The organism is Pedobacter glucosidilyticus DSM 23534, from assembly GCF_000425145.1.
In the GTDB taxonomy this organism is placed as follows: Bacteria; Bacteroidota; Bacteroidia; order Sphingobacteriales; family Sphingobacteriaceae; genus Pseudopedobacter; species Pseudopedobacter glucosidilyticus.
The window spans coordinates 15766-32704 of the sequence record NZ_AULF01000014.1 but is presented as its reverse complement, the minus strand read 5'-3'; the positions used below and the strand labels follow the sequence as shown (position 1 = coordinate 32704).

Sequence of the window (16939 nt, the reverse complement as noted above, 5' to 3'; positions counted from 1 at the left end):
TATAAAAACAACCATAAAAAGTCCAAAAACTCCAAATAATAGCCTAAAAAAACAGATAAAAGCAACATTTTAAAGACATTATACTTAATATTTTCACACTAAAAGATACATTATTTTAAAAAACATAAAATTTACAATGCAATTTTAATACTTTTTTTAGTCTTTTATTAAATTTTATATGATTTATAAAACATTTATATTAATTTTTTATACTTGTTTTAGTAAAATATATGATTTTAATCATATTTATGATTAAAAAATTCTAATCTCATACAAATGGTCGCAAAAAACAAAAAAAACATCGTAATTATTGGCAACGGAATGGTTGGATATAAGTTTTGTGAGAAAATAATTGCCAAGTCTGATGATTTTAACCTCATCGTTTTCGGAGAAGAGCCTAGAAGAGCTTATGATAGGGTTCATCTTAGCGAATATTTTAACGGAAAAACTGCCGAAGACCTCAGCATGTCTCCAGCAAACTGGTACCAAGAGAACCATATCACCCTACATTTATCAGACCCTGTATTAGAAATCAACAGACAAAATAAAACCGTTCATTCTCAAAAAGGCATTTTACAACCTTATGATTACCTCGTTCTAGCAACAGGGTCTTCTGCTTTTGTACCTAATATCCCTGGTGTAGAAAAAGAAGGTGTTTTTGTTTATCGCACCATAGAAGACCTAGAACTGATGAAAAACTACGCTTTAAAAGCTAAAAAAGGTGCAGTTATGGGAGGCGGTTTACTAGGTTTAGAAGCAGCAAAAGCACTACTAGATTTAGGTATTGCAGAAACCCACGTGATAGAATTTGCCCCACGCTTAATGCCTAGGCAAGTGGATAGCGCAGGAAGTAAACTTCTTCAAAATAAACTTCAAGATTTAGGCCTTCAAATACATCTCAATAAAAGTACTAGCGAAATTGTTGGCGATGGCAAAATAGAAGCTCTTGCTTTTAATGATGATACGCAACTTGAGTTAGACATGCTGGTTATCTCTGCCGGTATAAGACCAAGGGACGAACTTGCCAAACTATCGGGCTTAGAAGTTGGTACCAGAGGCGGAATTTTAGTTAACGAGAAACTACAAACCAGCGACCCTAATATTTTCGCTATTGGCGAATGCGCTTTATACAAAGACATGATTTACGGCTTAGTAGCCCCAGGCTATGAGATGGCCGAAGTTGTTGCTGCAAATATTTGTCGGCAAGAAAAGTATTTCTATGGCTTTGACATGAGCACCAAACTTAAATTGATAGGTGTTGATGTTGCCAGCTTTGGCGATGCCTTTGTTACTGAGCCGGAAGGTAGAACTATTGTTTTCGAGGACACTCATAAAGGTATTTATAAGCGAATAAATATTACCAATGATGGAAAATATCTTCTTGGCGGTATTCTTATTGGCGATGCTGATGCTTATAACATCCTATTACAAACGATTAACAACAAAATTATTTTACCACCAAACCCAGAAGATTTAATACTGGGTAGCCGTGGCGGAGAAACTGATGGTGGTGCTGGTGTTATGAGCTTGCCAGACGATGCTTTAATTTGCTCTTGCGAAGCTGTTACAAAAGGCATGATTTGCAGTGCCGTAAGCGATGGAACAGCAAGTTCTATAGACGATATAAAAAAATGTACCAAAGCGGGTACTGGCTGTGGTGGTTGCGTTCCTTTAGTTAAAGATTTAATTACCGGAACCATGCAAGAAAATGGCGTTTACATCAAAAACGTTATTTGCGAACATTTTGATTATTCGAGGCAAGAGCTGCTAGATCTTATCAAACTCAATAAAATTAAAGATTATGATACCGCCCTTGACCATTTTGGTAAAGGCGATGGATGCGAGGTTTGCAAACCAGCTATCGCTAATATTTTGGCTGGCGTTTGGAATGATTTAATCCTTAAACAAGACACCATACAAGATAGTAACGATAGATTTTTGGCTAATATCCAAAAAGGAGGAACCTATTCTGTTGTACCTAGAATTCCGGGTGGAGAAATTACTCCGGAAAAACTTATCGTGATTGGGCAAGTAGCTCAAAAATACAACCTCTACACTAAAATTACTGGCGGCCAAAGGATAGATTTGTTTGGTGCCCACTTGAGTGATTTACCCGCTATTTGGGAAGAACTTATTGATGCTGGTTTTGAAAGCGGCCATGCTTACGGAAAATCCTTAAGAACTGTAAAAAGCTGTGTTGGAAGCACTTGGTGCCGTTTCGGACTTCAAGATAGTGTAAGTTTTGCTATAGAAGTAGAAGATAGATACAAAGGCTTACGCTCGCCACATAAGCTTAAAGGTGGTGTTTCTGGCTGTATCAGAGAATGTGCCGAAGCGCAATCTAAAGACTTTGGTATCATCGCTACAGAAAAGGGCTACAATTTATATGTATGTGGCAATGGAGGCTCTAAACCTCAACATGCTTTATTGCTTGCCGCAGATATTGATAAAGAAACCTGTATCAAATACCTAGATAGATTTTTAATGTTTTATGTAAGAACTGCCGACCCATTAACCAGAACAGCAACTTGGCTAAACAAGATGGAAGGCGGCATTACCTATCTCAAAAATGTAATCATAAACGATAGTTTAGGCATTGCCGAAGAACTTGAAGCTGCTATGCATTACCATGTTGATACTTATAAATGCGAATGGAAAGCAGCCATAGAAAATCCAGAGATGAGAAAAAGATTTGCACACTTTGTTAATGCACCAGAAGAAAAAGATCCTACTGTAAAATTTGCTCCTATGCGAGAGCAGGTGAAGGCAGAAGCCTGGTAATTTTCAATAACAGATTAAAAAAACAAAGATTTAAACACCAGAATTATGAGCGAGATTTTAGAATTAAACCATCAAATAGAAACCACAGCAGTTTCTGAAAATTTATTTTTTGCTTGTTATACAGATGATGTTCCTCAAAATGGCGGAGCTTGTGTAAAATATAAAGACACACAAATAGCTATCTTCAATTTTACACGCCGAGGAGAATGGTACGCCACACAAAACCTTTGTCCGCATAAGCAGCAAATGGCATTATCTAGAGGGATGATTGGCAGCACCGGACATGATTGCGAACCTAAGGTTGCCTGCCCTTTCCACAAAAAAACTTTCTCTTTAAAAAGTGGAGATTGCCTTAGCGGCGATGACTATTCTATTAAAATCTACCCAGTTTTAATTGAAGAAGGCAAAGTTTATATCAGAATAGACAAATAGTTTACAGATTCATCATTTAGCAATAATGAATAATCTAAGAAAAATAATACTATTAATAATAACTATATGCTTTGTAATTACACAATGTTATGGCCAAAACTTTTCTGATAGTCGTTATTCACTAATTACAACTTCAATATCCATAAACGGCTTAGTAAGTAAGCCGTTAACATTAAGTGTTGATAGTTTAAAGCAATTGAAAACTATTAAAATCAATAATTTCAACCTGATAGGTAAAGATAATAAGATAAAAAGGCGTATCAATTCTTTTGAAGGTGTATTATTAAAAGATATTCTAAACAAAGCCCGCATTACTTCTAATAACAAAGAAGCAACTAAACTGTATATCAAACTTACAGCATCAGATAATTATACTATTGTTTTTTCTTGGAGTGAAATTTTTAATCATCCTTCTGGAGAAAAGGTTTTTGTTATTTTTGAAGAAAACGAAAAACCATTAGAAGAAAATGGAGCATTTGCATTAATCACTATGGATGATAACATCAATGGATTAAGACATTTAAAATGGCTTAAAGAGATTAGTGTAAAAACCGCAGAGTAAGCATGAGAGACATTAGCAGCAAACAAATCACTTTAAGAAGTGCAACCGCAGTTGGAGCTATTTTTTGTTCCCAAGAAACCATTGCACTTATTAAAGAAGAACAACTTCCTAAAGGAAATTTATTTGATGTTGCTAAAGCAGCTGGATTTATTGGCGCCAAACTTACCCCACAATTGCTACCACATTGCCACCCTGTTGCTATTGATGGTATGGATTTAAAATTTGAATTTTTAAACCCAGAACTTCATCAAGATTGGTTTAACCAATCTTTATCAGGTAAAAGCGGCATCATCATCTATGGCGAAGCAAAATCCATTGGCAGAACAGGCATAGAAATGGAAATCTTAACTGCCGTTTCTGTAGCAGCATTAGAAATTTACGATATGCTAAAGCCTGTTGATAAAGCATTGGAAATATCAGGGATTAAACTGCTAGACAAAAAAGGTGGTAAAAGCGATAAGAAGAAGTTCTTCGCTACCTCTCCTACTTGTGCTATTTTAGTATGCTCAGACAGTACAGCAGCAGGTAAAAGAGAAGACAAAAGCGGCATCCTTATCAAGGAAATGCTTACCAATGTTAACGCTAATGTAACAGATTATCAAATAGTTGCTGATGATAAAACCAAAATTCAAGAAACTATTTTAGCTTGGGTAAAGCAAGACATCCACTTTATATTTACCACAGGCGGAACAGGCTTAGGCCCACGCGACAATACCGTTGAAGCTGTTAAAGAAATTTTAGAAAGAGATGCCGATGGTATCACCGAGGCTATGCGTAGTTTTGGCCAGCAACGCACCCCATTAGCCATGATGAGCAGAGGTGTAGCGGGCTCCATCTCGCACAGCTTAATTATAACTTTACCAGGAAGTACAGATGGTGCAAGAGAATCTCTGGAAGCTATATTACCCGCAGTTTTCCATGCCCGAAAAATGATGAAAGGCGGAGGTCATTAATCATGATTTCTTATCAAAAAGCGCTAGAAATTACCCAGTCAAAAGTAAAATCTTTTGGTACAGAAGAAGTACATTTAGACGATGCTTTAGACCGTATTTTAGCTGAAGATATTTTTGCCCCAAGAGATTTTCCTCCTTTTAACAGAGCCGCTATGGACGGTATCGCCATCCACATCCAAGATTTAGAAAAAGGTATTTTATCATACCATATAATAGAAACCATTTATGCCGGAGATGAAAGCTTTAAAAAATTAGCCAGTGGCGAATGCTATAAAATCATGACCGGTGCTGCTGTTCCTGAAAGTGCTAATATTGTCATCCGCAATGAAGATATTTTGTTTGAAAATGGAACAGCAAAGCTGAACATTAACAGTTATAAAGTTCATCAAAATATTGCCGAAAAGGGACAAGATTTAAAAAAAGGCGAATTGGTCTTGAAGCAAGCAGAGCAAATCAATACAGCAAGAATTGGCTTATTAGCTGCTTTAGGAAAACACATATTAAAAGTACAAAAACTGCCTCAAGTAGCTGTACTAACTACAGGGAATGAGGTTGTACCTGTCCATCAAACTGCATCGGCAACGCAAATTAACAACAGCAACTTACATTTATTAAAAGCTTTATTTAAAAAACTGAACATACACCCAATAAAAGCAGCACATCTTTTAGATGATAAAAAAGCCATCAAAACCGCACTTGAAGATGCGCTTAAAGCTGATATCATCATTTTAAACGGAGGTGTTTCAGCTGGTGATGCCGATTTTATACCAGAAATTTTAGAAGAATTAGGTATACAAAAGCTATTTCATAAAGTAGCTATAAGGCCCGGAAAACCAATTTGGTGTGGTTACTTGTATAATAAAATGGTTTTTGCCTTGCCAGGAAATCCTTTCTCTTGTTTGGTTACTTTTAAGATTTTTGTTGAGCCTTTTATTTTTTCTTGCTTAGGAATACCTAACGCTGACGAGCAGCTACCTATAAGCTTTACAAGAAAAGGAAAAACAGCATTAGACGAGTTTTTTCCTGTTCTCAATAACCAAAAAGAACTTCAGTATTTACCTATTAATGGTTCTGGAGATATTAGATTAGGATTACAAGCAAACGCTATTGCATGGCATCCAGCTGAAATTACCGATTTAGAAAAAGGGAAGCTCGTTTTTTTCAAGTCTATTCCGTAATCTTTAAAGAATAATTTGAGTTAAAGCCGCTAATTTAGGTCTATCATTAATGATGATATCCTTTCCTTCCAGACGTAGTATTTTATGATCTACCAATTCATTTATAGTTCTAAAAACCGTTTCATAAGTGGCTCCTGCATAAGAAGCTAAATCTTGTCTGGTTAAACTAATATTTAAGCCGCCATTTGGGGTACTTCCAAATTGCTCTTCCAAATTAAATAAAGCTTGTGCTACCCTCCCTTTTACAGACATGTGAGCCAGATTTCTCATTTTACGTTCAGATTCCTGTAGTTCATCAGCAAAAAACAACATCAATTGGTAAGTAAACTCGTTATTTACTTTTAAAGTAGCGTTAAAAAACTCTAACCCAATAAAACATACAGTAGAAGTTTCCAAAGCAGTTGCAGAAATAGGATAAACAGAACTCTTTGTACCCAAACCTCTATGCCCAATAACAGCACCTTTATTAGCAAATCTTACAATAAGCTCTTTATCACCCCATTTTTTATGAACTTTTACTATCCCATCAAAAACAAAGTAGACGCCCGTTACACGTTCTCCCTCTTCTATAATTTTTTCACCCTTTTTTACTTGAAATGTTTTCCGATGTGCATGAATAGCCGGGTGCCATTCTTTTAAACACATTTTACACATAAAACAAGTCTGCAAATCACATTCTACTTTACTTTTTTTCATTTTATTCTTATTCTAAATAAAAAATCGAGCTTTATTGTAATTTTTAAAAGTAATTTTCGAAAATAACTTAAAAAACATATAAATACTATTAAATAATTAGCTGTATTTATATAAATCAATATAAAACACAATAATTTTATATAAAAATCGAATTAATTTTTTAAAAAAGTGAATTATAAGATATTTTTCATTAAAAAATGTTCTATATTTTATACAAAAACAATAAATTCACTATTATTTTATTAAAATATTTAGATATTTTTAATGTTTTTATTGTAAAAAAGTAAAATTAGAAAGATTAAGGAGGTTATTTATTGCAAAAAACATAAAATTTATGGTTTTATGTAAAATTTTTAGCACATTTTTATTATATACATTATATTTATGACATAAAAACGTAATAAAAAATTTAAAATATATAATATGAATAAATCAAACTAAACAGAAAAAAAAGAAGCCCACCAGGAAGTCGCAATTCCTAATGGGCAAAATAGTCAACTTGCTCACACAAATTAAACTTAAACAAATGTATAAATTTTTATCAAACCGTGTAAGGTCTAGTCGCAGAGATTTTACACCCCAAAAAAACATCCTCCGAAGGAAGAAAGTAATCTTTCAAAAACTCTTATACATCTTCCTCCTATCATTATCATCAGCGCAAGCGCATGCACAATTTTCTTTAACTGGTCAAATAAGACCTCGTGGCGAAGTAAGAAAAGGCTTTGCTAACTTAGTTCCCAATGGTGCTAAAACAGCAGCTTTTATTTCACAAAGAACAAGGCTAAATTTTGGTTATAAATGGGATAAGCTAACTTTTGGTGTAAGCGCACAAGATGTAAGGGTTTGGGGGCAAGATGCTTCTACCATATCTCAGGCAGACGGCAGCCGTTTTATGCTTCATGAAAGTTGGGCCGATTTAACTTTGGCAAATAAAACTGATACAACCATTAAATTTAAGCTTTTTGATAACCTATCTTTAAAAATTGGCCGACAAGAATTAATTTATGATGATGCCCGATTGATAGGTAATTTAGATTGGCTTCAACAAGGACGCAGGTTTGATATGGCGCTGTTAAAAGTGGTACACCAAGGGTGGCAAGTAGATATTGGTTATGCTTTTAACCAAAATAATGAAAACTTTGCCAGAACCAATTATGTGCCTGCAAATATTCCGGCAAGTGTAAAAAATAATAATGGCGTTTTGGTACCCACACCTGCCAACATGATACCTTTAGTAAATGCTGCAGGTAATAGTGCTAAAACAGGCACCCCTACATTCACAAACCCGCCCAATACTAATGGCGGAAACCAAGATTATAAAAACTTTACTAGTATTTATGTAGCCAGAAAATTTGGTCAAACTAGAATTTCGGCTCTTTATTTTCATGATGAATTTGGAAAATACCGACTAGACAGTGTAAATAGCGGAGGAGGAAAAGTTTACGGAAGATTTTTTGACATCAACGGAACGCATAACAGAAATACCTTCGGCGCTATGATTACACCTGTTTTTGGCAATGCATCAGGCTTTGGCAAAGTAGCTGTACAAGCGGCTTACTATCATCAAAACGGACATGATAGAGATGGCAAGAAGCTAGATGCTTACCATTATACCATTAGCGCTAATTACAGTAAAGGCAAATTTACTTTAGGTCCCGGTTTTGACTATTTATCGGGCAATAAAACAACAACGCCTACAACTGAAAGTAAGAGGTTTGATCCTTTATATGGCACACCACACAAGTTCTGGGGCACCATGGATTATTTTTACGCTCCAACAGGCTCACCTGCTGCCGGTTTAAAAGATTATTACTTTAAAACCAAATTTACCGCCAATCAATTTTATGTTATAGCAGACTACCATTTGTTTGAAACAGCTCAAGCTTTAGCTAATAGCAATTCTCAAAAACTCGGGCAAGAAGTAGATTTAGGCATCAATTATACCCTCAATAAATTTACTACGGTAGAACTGGGCTACTCTATCATGAAAGCAGAAGATAATATGGTTATCGCAAAAGCTCAACCTGGATCTCCTGCAGATTATAATAAAACAGGGCATTTTGGCTATTTGATGATTAACATCAAACCAGATTTCTTATATACCAAACCATCAGCTATTAAACAATAACATTAATCTTTTTATATCATGAAACGTATTAAAAACTACCGTTTAGGGGCATTTTTTGCCCTCATATTAGCACTTAACACCTTAACAGTTAGTGCAAAAAAAATAAAACTAGGTTTTATCCCTTTAACAGATTGCGCTCCATTGGTAGCCGCAAAAGAACTTGGCCTTTTTGCTAAATATGGTTTAGATGTAGAATTATCTAAAGAAGCATCTTGGGCAAATATCAGAGACAAAATCCTTAACGGTGAGCTAGACGGCGCACATTGCTTATTTTCTATGCCTTTTTCTGTTTATACTGGTATTGGCGGCAAGGCTGGTTCAGAAATGAAAATTGCTATGGTGCTTAGCAATAACGGACAAGCCATAACCCTATCTAAAGATTTTTGTAACCTATTAGGATATAAAGAAATAGCTAAAGTTGGTGTCGCCATCAAGAAAATACAGGCTAGAAAAGAAGTAACCTTTGCCATGACTTTCCCAGGCGGAACCCATGATATATGGCTACGCAACTGGCTTGCAGCAGCTGGTGTTAATCAAAAATCGGTTGGTATTATTACCATTCCACCACCACAAATGGTTGCCAATATGAAGGTTGATAATATGGAAGGTTTTTCTGTAGGCGAACCTTGGAATGGCGTTGCAGCATCACAAGGCATTGGTTTTACACACATAGCATCGCAAGATATTTGGAAAGATCATCCAGAGAAAGCTTTAGTTGTAAATGCAGCATTTGCCAACACCAACAAACAAGAACTCAAACAAGTAATGAAAGCCATTATTGAGGCTTGCAAATGGCTTGATGTATTGAGCAACAGAAAAAAAGCAGCTTCTTGGTTAACTAAACCTTATTATGTTAATGCACCATTAGCCGTGATTGAAGCCAGATTAATGGGTTCTAGCGATTTGGGATGCGATTTAGGCGTTCAAAGATACAAAGGTGACTTTATGACTTTTTACAAGGGAGGCCTTGTAAATACTCCTAAAAAATCATACGGTATGTGGTTTATGGCTCAATATGTAAGATTTGGAATGCTAAAAGCAGAACCTAACTACAAAGCCATTGCAGAAAAATTAGTACTCGATGATTTATTTGCCGAAGTAGCTAAAGAAATGAAAGTACCTATCCAACCAGATATGCTTACTTTCAAAACAACCTACGATGTAAGTTTTGACCCTGCAAACATTGGCGCTTATCTAAAAACTACCAAAAAATAAATATCAATTTAGTTTAGGTTTGAAACCCTTTTGTACTACCTAAACCCCTAAAGTGTAGTACAAGGGTTTCTTTAAAAACAACATTATGAAAAATACATTCATTAAAAACACCATCGGCCAAATCGTATCTTTTGCAGCCAGTATGCTCTTATTATGTTTGATTTGGCAAGGCATTACCATCCTTACCGAAAGCGAGATACCAGGCCCTATTGCTACCTGGCAAGTGGCCAAAGAAATGTTTGCAGAGCCATTTTATGATTACGGCCCCAACGATAAAGGCATAGGATTGCAACTTACCGCATCTTTATGGAGAGTATTTTTAGGTTTCGGTATTGGTAGTTTAATAGCTATTCCTTTAGGGATATTAATGGGCTCTTCTAAATTTATCATGCGCCTTTTTGATCCTATTGTTCAGATTCTTCGTCCGGTTTCACCTTTAGCATGGTTCCCTTTAGGCTTATTGGCTTTTAAAGCTGCTGCCGGAGCTACTATATTTATCATTACCATTACCTCTTTATGGCCAACTTTAATTAATACATCCTTTGGTGTAGTGCACATACCAGAAGACCATAAAAATGTAAGCAAAGCTTTTGGCTTTTCTAAGTTTAAATACCTTACTAAAATTTTAATCCCCTATACCCTACCCCACATGATAACAGGTTTAAGACTTTCTATTGGCATCGCTTGGATGGTGATTGTAGCTGGCGAAATGCTTTCTGGAGGCTCTGGTATTGGATTTTTTGTTTGGGATAGCTGGAACGGCCTTTCGCTAGAAAAAATCTTAGTTGCTATTCTAATTATAGGCAGCGTAGGCTTATTACTAGATAAATTCTTTAATACTTTAAAAATGGCTTTTGCCTGGGAAAATAAATAACCTTTTAAATCTTTTAACGATGAAAAATTTAACACAAGAAGAACTAGATCTTTTACAGGCTGAAGAGGCTGAAACCAAAGAAGAAATAGCTAAATTATTAGCACCAACAGCTATCAAAATTAAAAATGTTACCGTTTCTTTTAAAAGTAAAAAGGGCTTATATACCGCTTTAGAGGATATTAGTTTGGATATTAAAAAGGGAGAAATCATTTCTTTAATAGGGCATTCTGGTTGCGGAAAATCAACTTTAATGAATACCATTTCTGGGATGGTAAACCCAACAAGTGGAGAGGTAATTGCCAACGAACAAGTAGTAAAAGGACCCGGACCAGACAGAGGTATCGTTTTCCAAAACTACTCGCTATTACCATGGCTTACGGTGTTTCAAAATATTTATGAAGCGGTAGACTCTTCTTTTAAAAACATCTCTAAAGAAGAGAAAAAAGCTATCGTTGAAAAGAACCTTAAAATGGTGAACCTTTGGGAGCATCAACACAAATTACCTGGTCATTTATCTGGAGGAATGAAACAACGTGTTGCTATAGCAAGAGCTTTTGCTATTAACCCTAAAATTTTATTGCTTGATGAACCTTTTGGTGCTTTAGACGCCTTAACCAAAAGCGCTATGCATATAGAACTTCTAAAACTTTGGAATTTAGACAATAGAGATAAAACTATTGTAATGGTTACCCATGATATTGAAGAAGCCATCTTTTTATCAGACAGGGTAGTGGTTTTAAACAACGGCCCAGCATCAACTATTAAAGAAATTGTAGATATACCTTTAGAAAGGCCTAGAAATAAGAAAGAAATCGTTCATCATCCAAAATATAAGGAGATACATGATAAATTATTGAGCTTATTGATAGATAAATTCTCTATTTCTGATTATTAGGCAAATAATCAAAGTAATAAACTGATTTTTCATCGATAAAAACTCAAATAAAAAAGGTTTTTAAGAATAATTGACCAAATAAAACAACCAATAAAGTAATTTTTACAAAAACAAGCCTCTTTTTTTGAGTATTTCGATTAAAAAATCATCAATAATTAAACATAAGTCATAAAAAATCATCAAAAACCAACATAAATAACATATAAATATTACTAAAATCATATAAATTTAAGTATTTGACTTAAAAATTTGTCTTAAAATATTACTTATGATAAATTTATATCAATAAAAAGAATATTTATTATCTATTTTTTGAATGAATTTTAAAAATCACTCAAAATTTTTCGATTAAACAGATTTAAAACTAGTCAAACACAATAATTATGATAAAATCAAGCGAAAAACCACTAGAAAAGCTCAACTTATTTAGCATAAAAGGTATACAAATGAGAACATTCCATATTACATGGCTCATGTTTTTAGTTTGTTTCTTCGGATGGTTTGGTTTAGCTCCTTTAATGCCAACCATCAGAACAGAGCTTGGTTTAAGCAAAGCCCAAGTTGGTAACCTTATCATAGCCTCAGTAGCCTCTACCATCATAGCTAGGTTAGTAATAGGTAGGCTATGCGATGTTATAGGTCCTCGTAAAGCCGCTATTTGGTTATTATGCTTGGGTTCTTTACCTGTGTTTTTAGTTGGTTTGGCCGATTCTTACGAGACTTTCTTACTGTTTAGGCTAGCAATAGGCGTTATAGGTGCATCTTTTGTGATTACGCAATACCATACTTCTATGATGTTTGCACCAAAAATTAAAGGAACCGCCAATGCCATAACCGGAGGATGGGGAAATTTAGGCGGCGGTGTAACCAATATGGTGATGCCCTTAATTTTTGCTGCTATCGTAGGCTTTGGCTATACTGATGCTCAAGCTTGGAGATACGCTATGATTGTACCCGGATTAATGATGCTTGTAGCTGCCTTTTTATATTGGAAATATACCAAAGATACACCGGCAGGAAATTTTGATGAGATTAACAAAGAGAAATCAGCCGCAGCTAAAACAGATTGGTCTATTTTGGCAGATTGGCGAGTTTGGGCTTTAACTTTAGCTTATGCCATGTGCTTTGGTATGGAAATAACCTTTGACAACATAGCTGCTCTTCATTTTGTAGACTCTTTCGGCCTATCGCAAAGTAGTGCCGGCTTTTGGGCTGGTGTATTCGGTTTCATGAATATTTTCGCCAGAGCGATGGGCGGCATCGTATCAGACAAAACCGGATTAAAATACGGCTTAAAAGGTAAAGGTATTTTACTGGCTATTATGTTGTTGTTAGAAGGTTTTGGCTTACTGTTATTTGCTTTATCAGGCTCGTTTGTATTAGCCATTGTTTCTATGTTAACCTTCGCATTATTTTTAAAAATGGCTAATGGTGCTACTTATGGCATTGTGCCTTTTGTTAATGAAAAAAATGTAGGGATGGTAAGCGGTATAGTAGGTGCCGGTGGAAATTTGGGCGGTATGGCCTTTGGCTTCTTGTTTAAAGTAGAATCCATCAGCTATGTTCAGGCATTTCAATATATAGGCTACATCATCATTATCGTTTCTATCATTATCCTCATTACAAAATTTTCCACCTCAAAAACAGCAAGCCTTGAAACTCAAAACTTATCGTTGAAAACATCTAAATAAAAATTTATATGTCGCACACTAAAAAAACAACAGAACAACTTACTTCTACCTGCAGCTATTGCGGAGTGGGTTGTGGTGTGCTTATCCAAAAGGAAAAAAACGGAAATATTTTAGTTGAGGGAGATAAACATCATCCTTCTAACAAAGGAATGCTCTGTAGCAAGGGCTTAAACCTGCATCATACTGTAAACGATAAAAGCGACAGGTTACTGTATCCGCAAATGCGCTACAATAAAAGTATGCCTTTACAAAGGGTAAGCTGGGATGATGCTTTAGAACGTAGCGCAGCAGTTTTTAAAACTTTTATAGAAAAATACGGCCCAAATTCGGTTGCTTTCTATGCATCGGGGCAGTGTTTAACAGAAGAATACTATGTCATTAATAAGCTTATAAAAGGCTTTATAGGCAGTAATAATATAGATACCAATTCTAGATTATGCATGAGTAGCGCTGTTGTAGGCTACAAAATGTCTATCGGCGAAGATAGCGTACCTATTTGCTATGATGATATAGAACTGGCAGACTGCTTTTATGTTACAGGTGCTAACCCAGCTTGGTGTCATCCTATCATTTGGAGAAGGGTTGAAGCTCATAAAGCTGCTAATCCGGATGTTAAAATCATTATTGTTGATCCGCGTGTAACCGATACTTGTGCCATAGCAGATTTACATTTGCAGTTAAACCCTGGCACAGATATTACCCTTAACCACGCCATTGGCCGGCTTCTTATAGAGCAAGGTTATATTGACATCAATTTTATTCAACAACATGCAGAAGGTTATGAAGCTTACAAAGCCGTAGTTTTTGAAAAAAGTTTAGAAGAAGCGGCTCATATTTGCGGCCTAAACCCCAATGATATTAGACTTGCCGCACAATATATTGGTGAAGCAAAAGGCTTTATCAGTATGTGGACCATGGGGCTTAACCAAAGTGCTATTGGCACCAACAAGAACTTAAGTTTGATTAACCTCAACTTAATTACTGGGCAAATTGGCAAACCTGGAGCTGGTCCGTTTTCATTAACTGGCCAACCCAACGCCATGGGCGGCAGAGAAGTTGGAGGCTTATCAAACCTTCTACCTGCCCACCGCAACTTAAACAACCCACTACACCGCCAAGAAGTACAAGCATTTTGGGGTGGAAAAGAAATACAAGAAAAGCCTGGTTTAACAGCAACAGAAATGTTTGAAGCCTTAGAAACAGGGCAATTAAAAGCTATCTGGATACTGTGTACCAACCCATTAACCAGCTTACCCAATACCCGGCAAGCCGAAGCCGCTTTGAAAAAAGCAAAATTTGTTGTGGTACAAGAAATCAGCAATAAACCAGAAACTTTAGCTTACGCTGATGTTGTTTTACCCGCAGCAGCCTGGGCAGAGAAAGAAGGTACCATGACAAATTCTGAGCGGAGAATTACATACTTACATAAAGCTGTAGATGCACCCGGAGAAGCCTTGCCCGATGCTGAAATCATCTGCAAATTTGCTCAAAAAATGGGCTATAATAGCTTCAACTATAACAATGTAGAAGAAATATTTATAGAACATACCAAACTCACCAAAGGCACCAACATAGATATTTTTGGCTTAAACTACACTATTTTAAAAGCGCATAGAAGTATTCAATGGCCTTATAAAAAGCATAAACAAAACGGCACTAAGCGACTCTTTGATGATAAAAAGTTTTATACACCATCACAAAAAGCCATCTTACATGCCGTACCAGATACTTTAACTAGCGAAAAACCAAATCCCGATTTTCCTTTTATCTTAACCACGGGCCGTATTAGAGACCAATGGCATACCAGAAGTAAAACTGGTAAAGTAAATAAGCTAAATCAGCATATTAAGCAAGCTTATTTAGAAATTCATGTTCAGGATGCAGAGCAATTACAACTGAAAGAAGATGATATCGCCATCATAACTTCTGCCCGCGGAGAAGTAAGAGCAAAAGTTAAAATTGGTAATACCATAAAACCTGGTGTTGTTTTCTTGCCTATGCATTGGGGCAAAATCCTCGGAAATGATTTAAACCGAGCAAATAATATCACCAATGATTTGCTAGACCCAATTTCTAAAGAGCCAGATTTTAAATATTGTGCTGTTAAGGTTGTCAAATATCAAAAACCAGAACAAAAGATAGTTATTATTGGTGCTGGGGCAGGTGCTTTTGGCTTTGTAAAGGCTTATAGAGAAATAAACCAAGAAGATGCCATAACCATTTTTAGTAAAGAAAATTTTCCTTTTTATAATAGGGTTATGCTACCAGATTATATCAGTGGTGAACAAGGCTGGGAACAATTGGTTAAGATGACAGATGAAGAAGAACCTGATTATAAAATTAGGCTTCACCGTGGTGTAAGTGTAGAAAAAATAGACAGAGAGCAAAAATTTGTGGTAGATAGTTTGGGTAGAAAAACCCCATACGATATCCTCATCATGGCAACAGGTAGTCGGGCGTCGGTTCCTAAAAACTTACCTAATTTAAAGGGCATTTTTACCATGAGGAGTCGTACAGATGCTGATAACTTTAAAAATCATATCCCTAAAAACGCCCATGTTGCTATTTATGGCGGCGGATTGCTAGGCTTAGAAATGGCGGCTTCTTTAAGAGAGATAGGTATTAAAATTACCATCATCCAAAGAAGTTCTAGGTTTATGGGTAGGCAGCTAGATGCTTTGGGCAGTCAGCTTTTACATGAGGAAATGGTAGACCTAGGTTGCGATATTTATTATGATGATGAAGTACAATTGTATTACGGAAGATCTAAACTTACCGCCATTGGTTTAAAAAGCGGTAGAAAAATAAACTGTGATGCTATCATTTTAGCTATTGGTACTACACCCAATATAGAACTGGCTAAAGCAAGCGACTTAAACTGCAAAAAAGGTGTTGTGGTTAATGATTATCTGCAAACAAATGACCCTGCCATTTATGCAATTGGTGAAATTGCAGAGTTTAACGGTAGTTTATACGGCATTACCGCTGCGGCAGAACAACAAGCTACCGTTGTTGCCAATTATTTAAACGGAGATATTGCTAGCTATTATAGCGGAAGCACCAGCATGAACTTGATAAAAATTCATGGTTTTGATTTGTGCAGCATTGGTTTACCAGAATGCCCAGACGAAACTTACGAAGAAATAGTTTTTATCGATAAAGCTAAGCGATATTATAAGAAATGTATTATTAAACAAGATAAACTGGTTGGCGCTATCCTTATCGGAGATAAAACTGAGTTCCTAGAATTTAAAGAGCTTATTGCTAATAAAATAGAACTAAGCGAAAAGAGAATGCAACTGCTTAGAAGCGGTAAAAAAGCAGAAGCAGTTAAAGGTAAATTGGTTTGTAGCTGTAATAATGTTGGTAAAGGTAATTTAGAAGAAAAAATAGCTTTGGGCTGTACAGATTTGAACGCCTTATGTACTGCCACAGGTGCAGGTCAAGGTTGTGGCTCTTGCAAAGCAGAAGTTAAAAAAATCCTCGATGAAGCATCCCTAAAAGAGGAAGTAGCTTTAAATCTAATCTAATTTC

At 35.8% G+C, this 16939-nt stretch carries 12 protein-coding genes; 11 read left to right on the top strand and 1 reads right to left on the bottom strand.

Annotated features, from left to right (window positions below; genetic code table 11):
• Positions 1-276: 276 nt before the first annotated feature.
• From nirB to H510_RS0105790, 5 genes are read left to right on the top strand one after another with little or no spacing between them, the layout of a single operon-like run.
• The gene (gene nirB / locus H510_RS0105810) at positions 277-2781 is read left to right on the top strand and encodes a nitrite reductase large subunit NirB (protein WP_026903452.1); all 2505 of its coding nucleotides are present in this window, start codon (positions 277-279) and stop codon (positions 2779-2781) included.
• A 45-nt stretch (positions 2782-2826) separates the two neighbouring features.
• Positions 2827-3213 carry a nitrite reductase small subunit NirD gene (gene nirD / locus H510_RS0105805; protein WP_081659204.1) on the top strand — a complete coding sequence of 129 codons (387 nt, stop codon included), beginning with the start codon at positions 2827-2829 and terminating at the stop codon, positions 3211-3213.
• Between the two features lie 25 nt (positions 3214-3238).
• Positions 3239-3775 carry a molybdopterin-dependent oxidoreductase gene (locus H510_RS18355; RefSeq protein ID WP_051291077.1) on the top strand — a complete coding sequence of 179 codons (537 nt, stop codon included), beginning with the start codon at positions 3239-3241 and terminating at the stop codon, positions 3773-3775.
• A 2-nt stretch (positions 3776-3777) separates the two neighbouring features.
• The gene (moaCB, locus tag H510_RS0105795) at positions 3778-4728 is read left to right on the top strand and encodes a bifunctional molybdenum cofactor biosynthesis protein MoaC/MoaB (protein WP_026903450.1); all 951 of its coding nucleotides are present in this window, start codon (positions 3778-3780) and stop codon (positions 4726-4728) included.
• Between the two features lie 2 nt (positions 4729-4730).
• Complete coding sequence (locus tag H510_RS0105790) at positions 4731-5906, top strand: molybdopterin molybdotransferase MoeA (RefSeq protein ID WP_026903449.1); 1176 nt, start codon at positions 4731-4733, stop codon at positions 5904-5906.
• Positions 5907-5909: 3 nt separating this feature from the next.
• Here the strand turns inward: H510_RS0105790 and H510_RS0105785 are convergent, their stop codons facing one another.
• Positions 5910-6602 carry a Crp/Fnr family transcriptional regulator gene (locus H510_RS0105785; protein ID WP_026903448.1) on the bottom strand — a complete coding sequence of 231 codons (693 nt, stop codon included), beginning with the start codon at positions 6600-6602 and terminating at the stop codon, positions 5910-5912.
• Between the two features lie 526 nt (positions 6603-7128).
• Between H510_RS0105785 and H510_RS0105780 the strand changes: the two genes are divergently transcribed.
• The 6 genes from H510_RS0105780 to H510_RS0105755 all read left to right on the top strand — a co-directional run bounded on the left by H510_RS0105780 (position 7129) and on the right by H510_RS0105755 (position 16935).
• The gene (locus H510_RS0105780) at positions 7129-8730 is read left to right on the top strand and encodes an alginate export family protein (RefSeq protein WP_081659203.1); all 1602 of its coding nucleotides are present in this window, start codon (positions 7129-7131) and stop codon (positions 8728-8730) included.
• A gap of 18 nt (positions 8731-8748) precedes the next feature.
• Positions 8749-9945 (top strand): CmpA/NrtA family ABC transporter substrate-binding protein, encoded by a 1197-nt coding sequence (locus tag H510_RS0105775; RefSeq protein ID WP_036692087.1) that lies wholly within the window; start codon positions 8749-8751, stop codon positions 9943-9945.
• Positions 9946-10030: 85 nt separating this feature from the next.
• A complete protein-coding gene (gene ntrB / locus H510_RS18350) occupies positions 10031-10819 on the top strand; it encodes a nitrate ABC transporter permease (RefSeq protein WP_051291076.1) in 789 nt (262 codons plus the stop codon).
• Between the two features lie 19 nt (positions 10820-10838).
• Positions 10839-11714 carry an ABC transporter ATP-binding protein gene (locus H510_RS0105765; protein WP_081659202.1) on the top strand — a complete coding sequence of 292 codons (876 nt, stop codon included), beginning with the start codon at positions 10839-10841 and terminating at the stop codon, positions 11712-11714.
• Positions 11715-12097: 383 nt separating this feature from the next.
• Complete coding sequence (locus H510_RS0105760; RefSeq protein WP_036692085.1) at positions 12098-13405, top strand: MFS transporter; 1308 nt, start codon at positions 12098-12100, stop codon at positions 13403-13405.
• An 8-nt stretch (positions 13406-13413) separates the two neighbouring features.
• The gene (locus H510_RS0105755) at positions 13414-16935 is read left to right on the top strand and encodes a nitrate reductase (RefSeq protein WP_026903443.1); all 3522 of its coding nucleotides are present in this window, start codon (positions 13414-13416) and stop codon (positions 16933-16935) included.
• Positions 16936-16939 lie beyond the last annotated feature (4 nt).

Bases quoted from the DNA above. Each gene is read 5' to 3' on its own strand.
- nirB (WP_026903452.1), top strand. From the start codon at position 277: ATGGTCGCAAAAAACAAAAAAAACATCGTAATTATTGGCAACGGAATG.
- nirD (WP_081659204.1), top strand. From the start codon at position 2,827: ATGAGCGAGATTTTAGAATTAAACCATCAAATAGAAACCACAGCAGTT.
- H510_RS18355 (WP_051291077.1), top strand. From the start codon at position 3,239: ATGAATAATCTAAGAAAAATAATACTATTAATAATAACTATATGCTTT.
- moaCB (WP_026903450.1), top strand. From the start codon at position 3,778: ATGAGAGACATTAGCAGCAAACAAATCACTTTAAGAAGTGCAACCGCA.
- H510_RS0105790 (WP_026903449.1), top strand. From the start codon at position 4,731: ATGATTTCTTATCAAAAAGCGCTAGAAATTACCCAGTCAAAAGTAAAA.
- H510_RS0105785 (WP_026903448.1), bottom strand. From the start codon at position 6,602: ATGAAAAAAAGTAAAGTAGAATGTGATTTGCAGACTTGTTTTATGTGT.
- H510_RS0105780 (WP_081659203.1), top strand. From the start codon at position 7,129: ATGTATAAATTTTTATCAAACCGTGTAAGGTCTAGTCGCAGAGATTTT.
- H510_RS0105775 (WP_036692087.1), top strand. From the start codon at position 8,749: ATGAAACGTATTAAAAACTACCGTTTAGGGGCATTTTTTGCCCTCATA.
- ntrB (WP_051291076.1), top strand. From the start codon at position 10,031: ATGAAAAATACATTCATTAAAAACACCATCGGCCAAATCGTATCTTTT.
- H510_RS0105765 (WP_081659202.1), top strand. From the start codon at position 10,839: ATGAAAAATTTAACACAAGAAGAACTAGATCTTTTACAGGCTGAAGAG.
- H510_RS0105760 (WP_036692085.1), top strand. From the start codon at position 12,098: ATGATAAAATCAAGCGAAAAACCACTAGAAAAGCTCAACTTATTTAGC.
- H510_RS0105755 (WP_026903443.1), top strand. From the start codon at position 13,414: ATGTCGCACACTAAAAAAACAACAGAACAACTTACTTCTACCTGCAGC.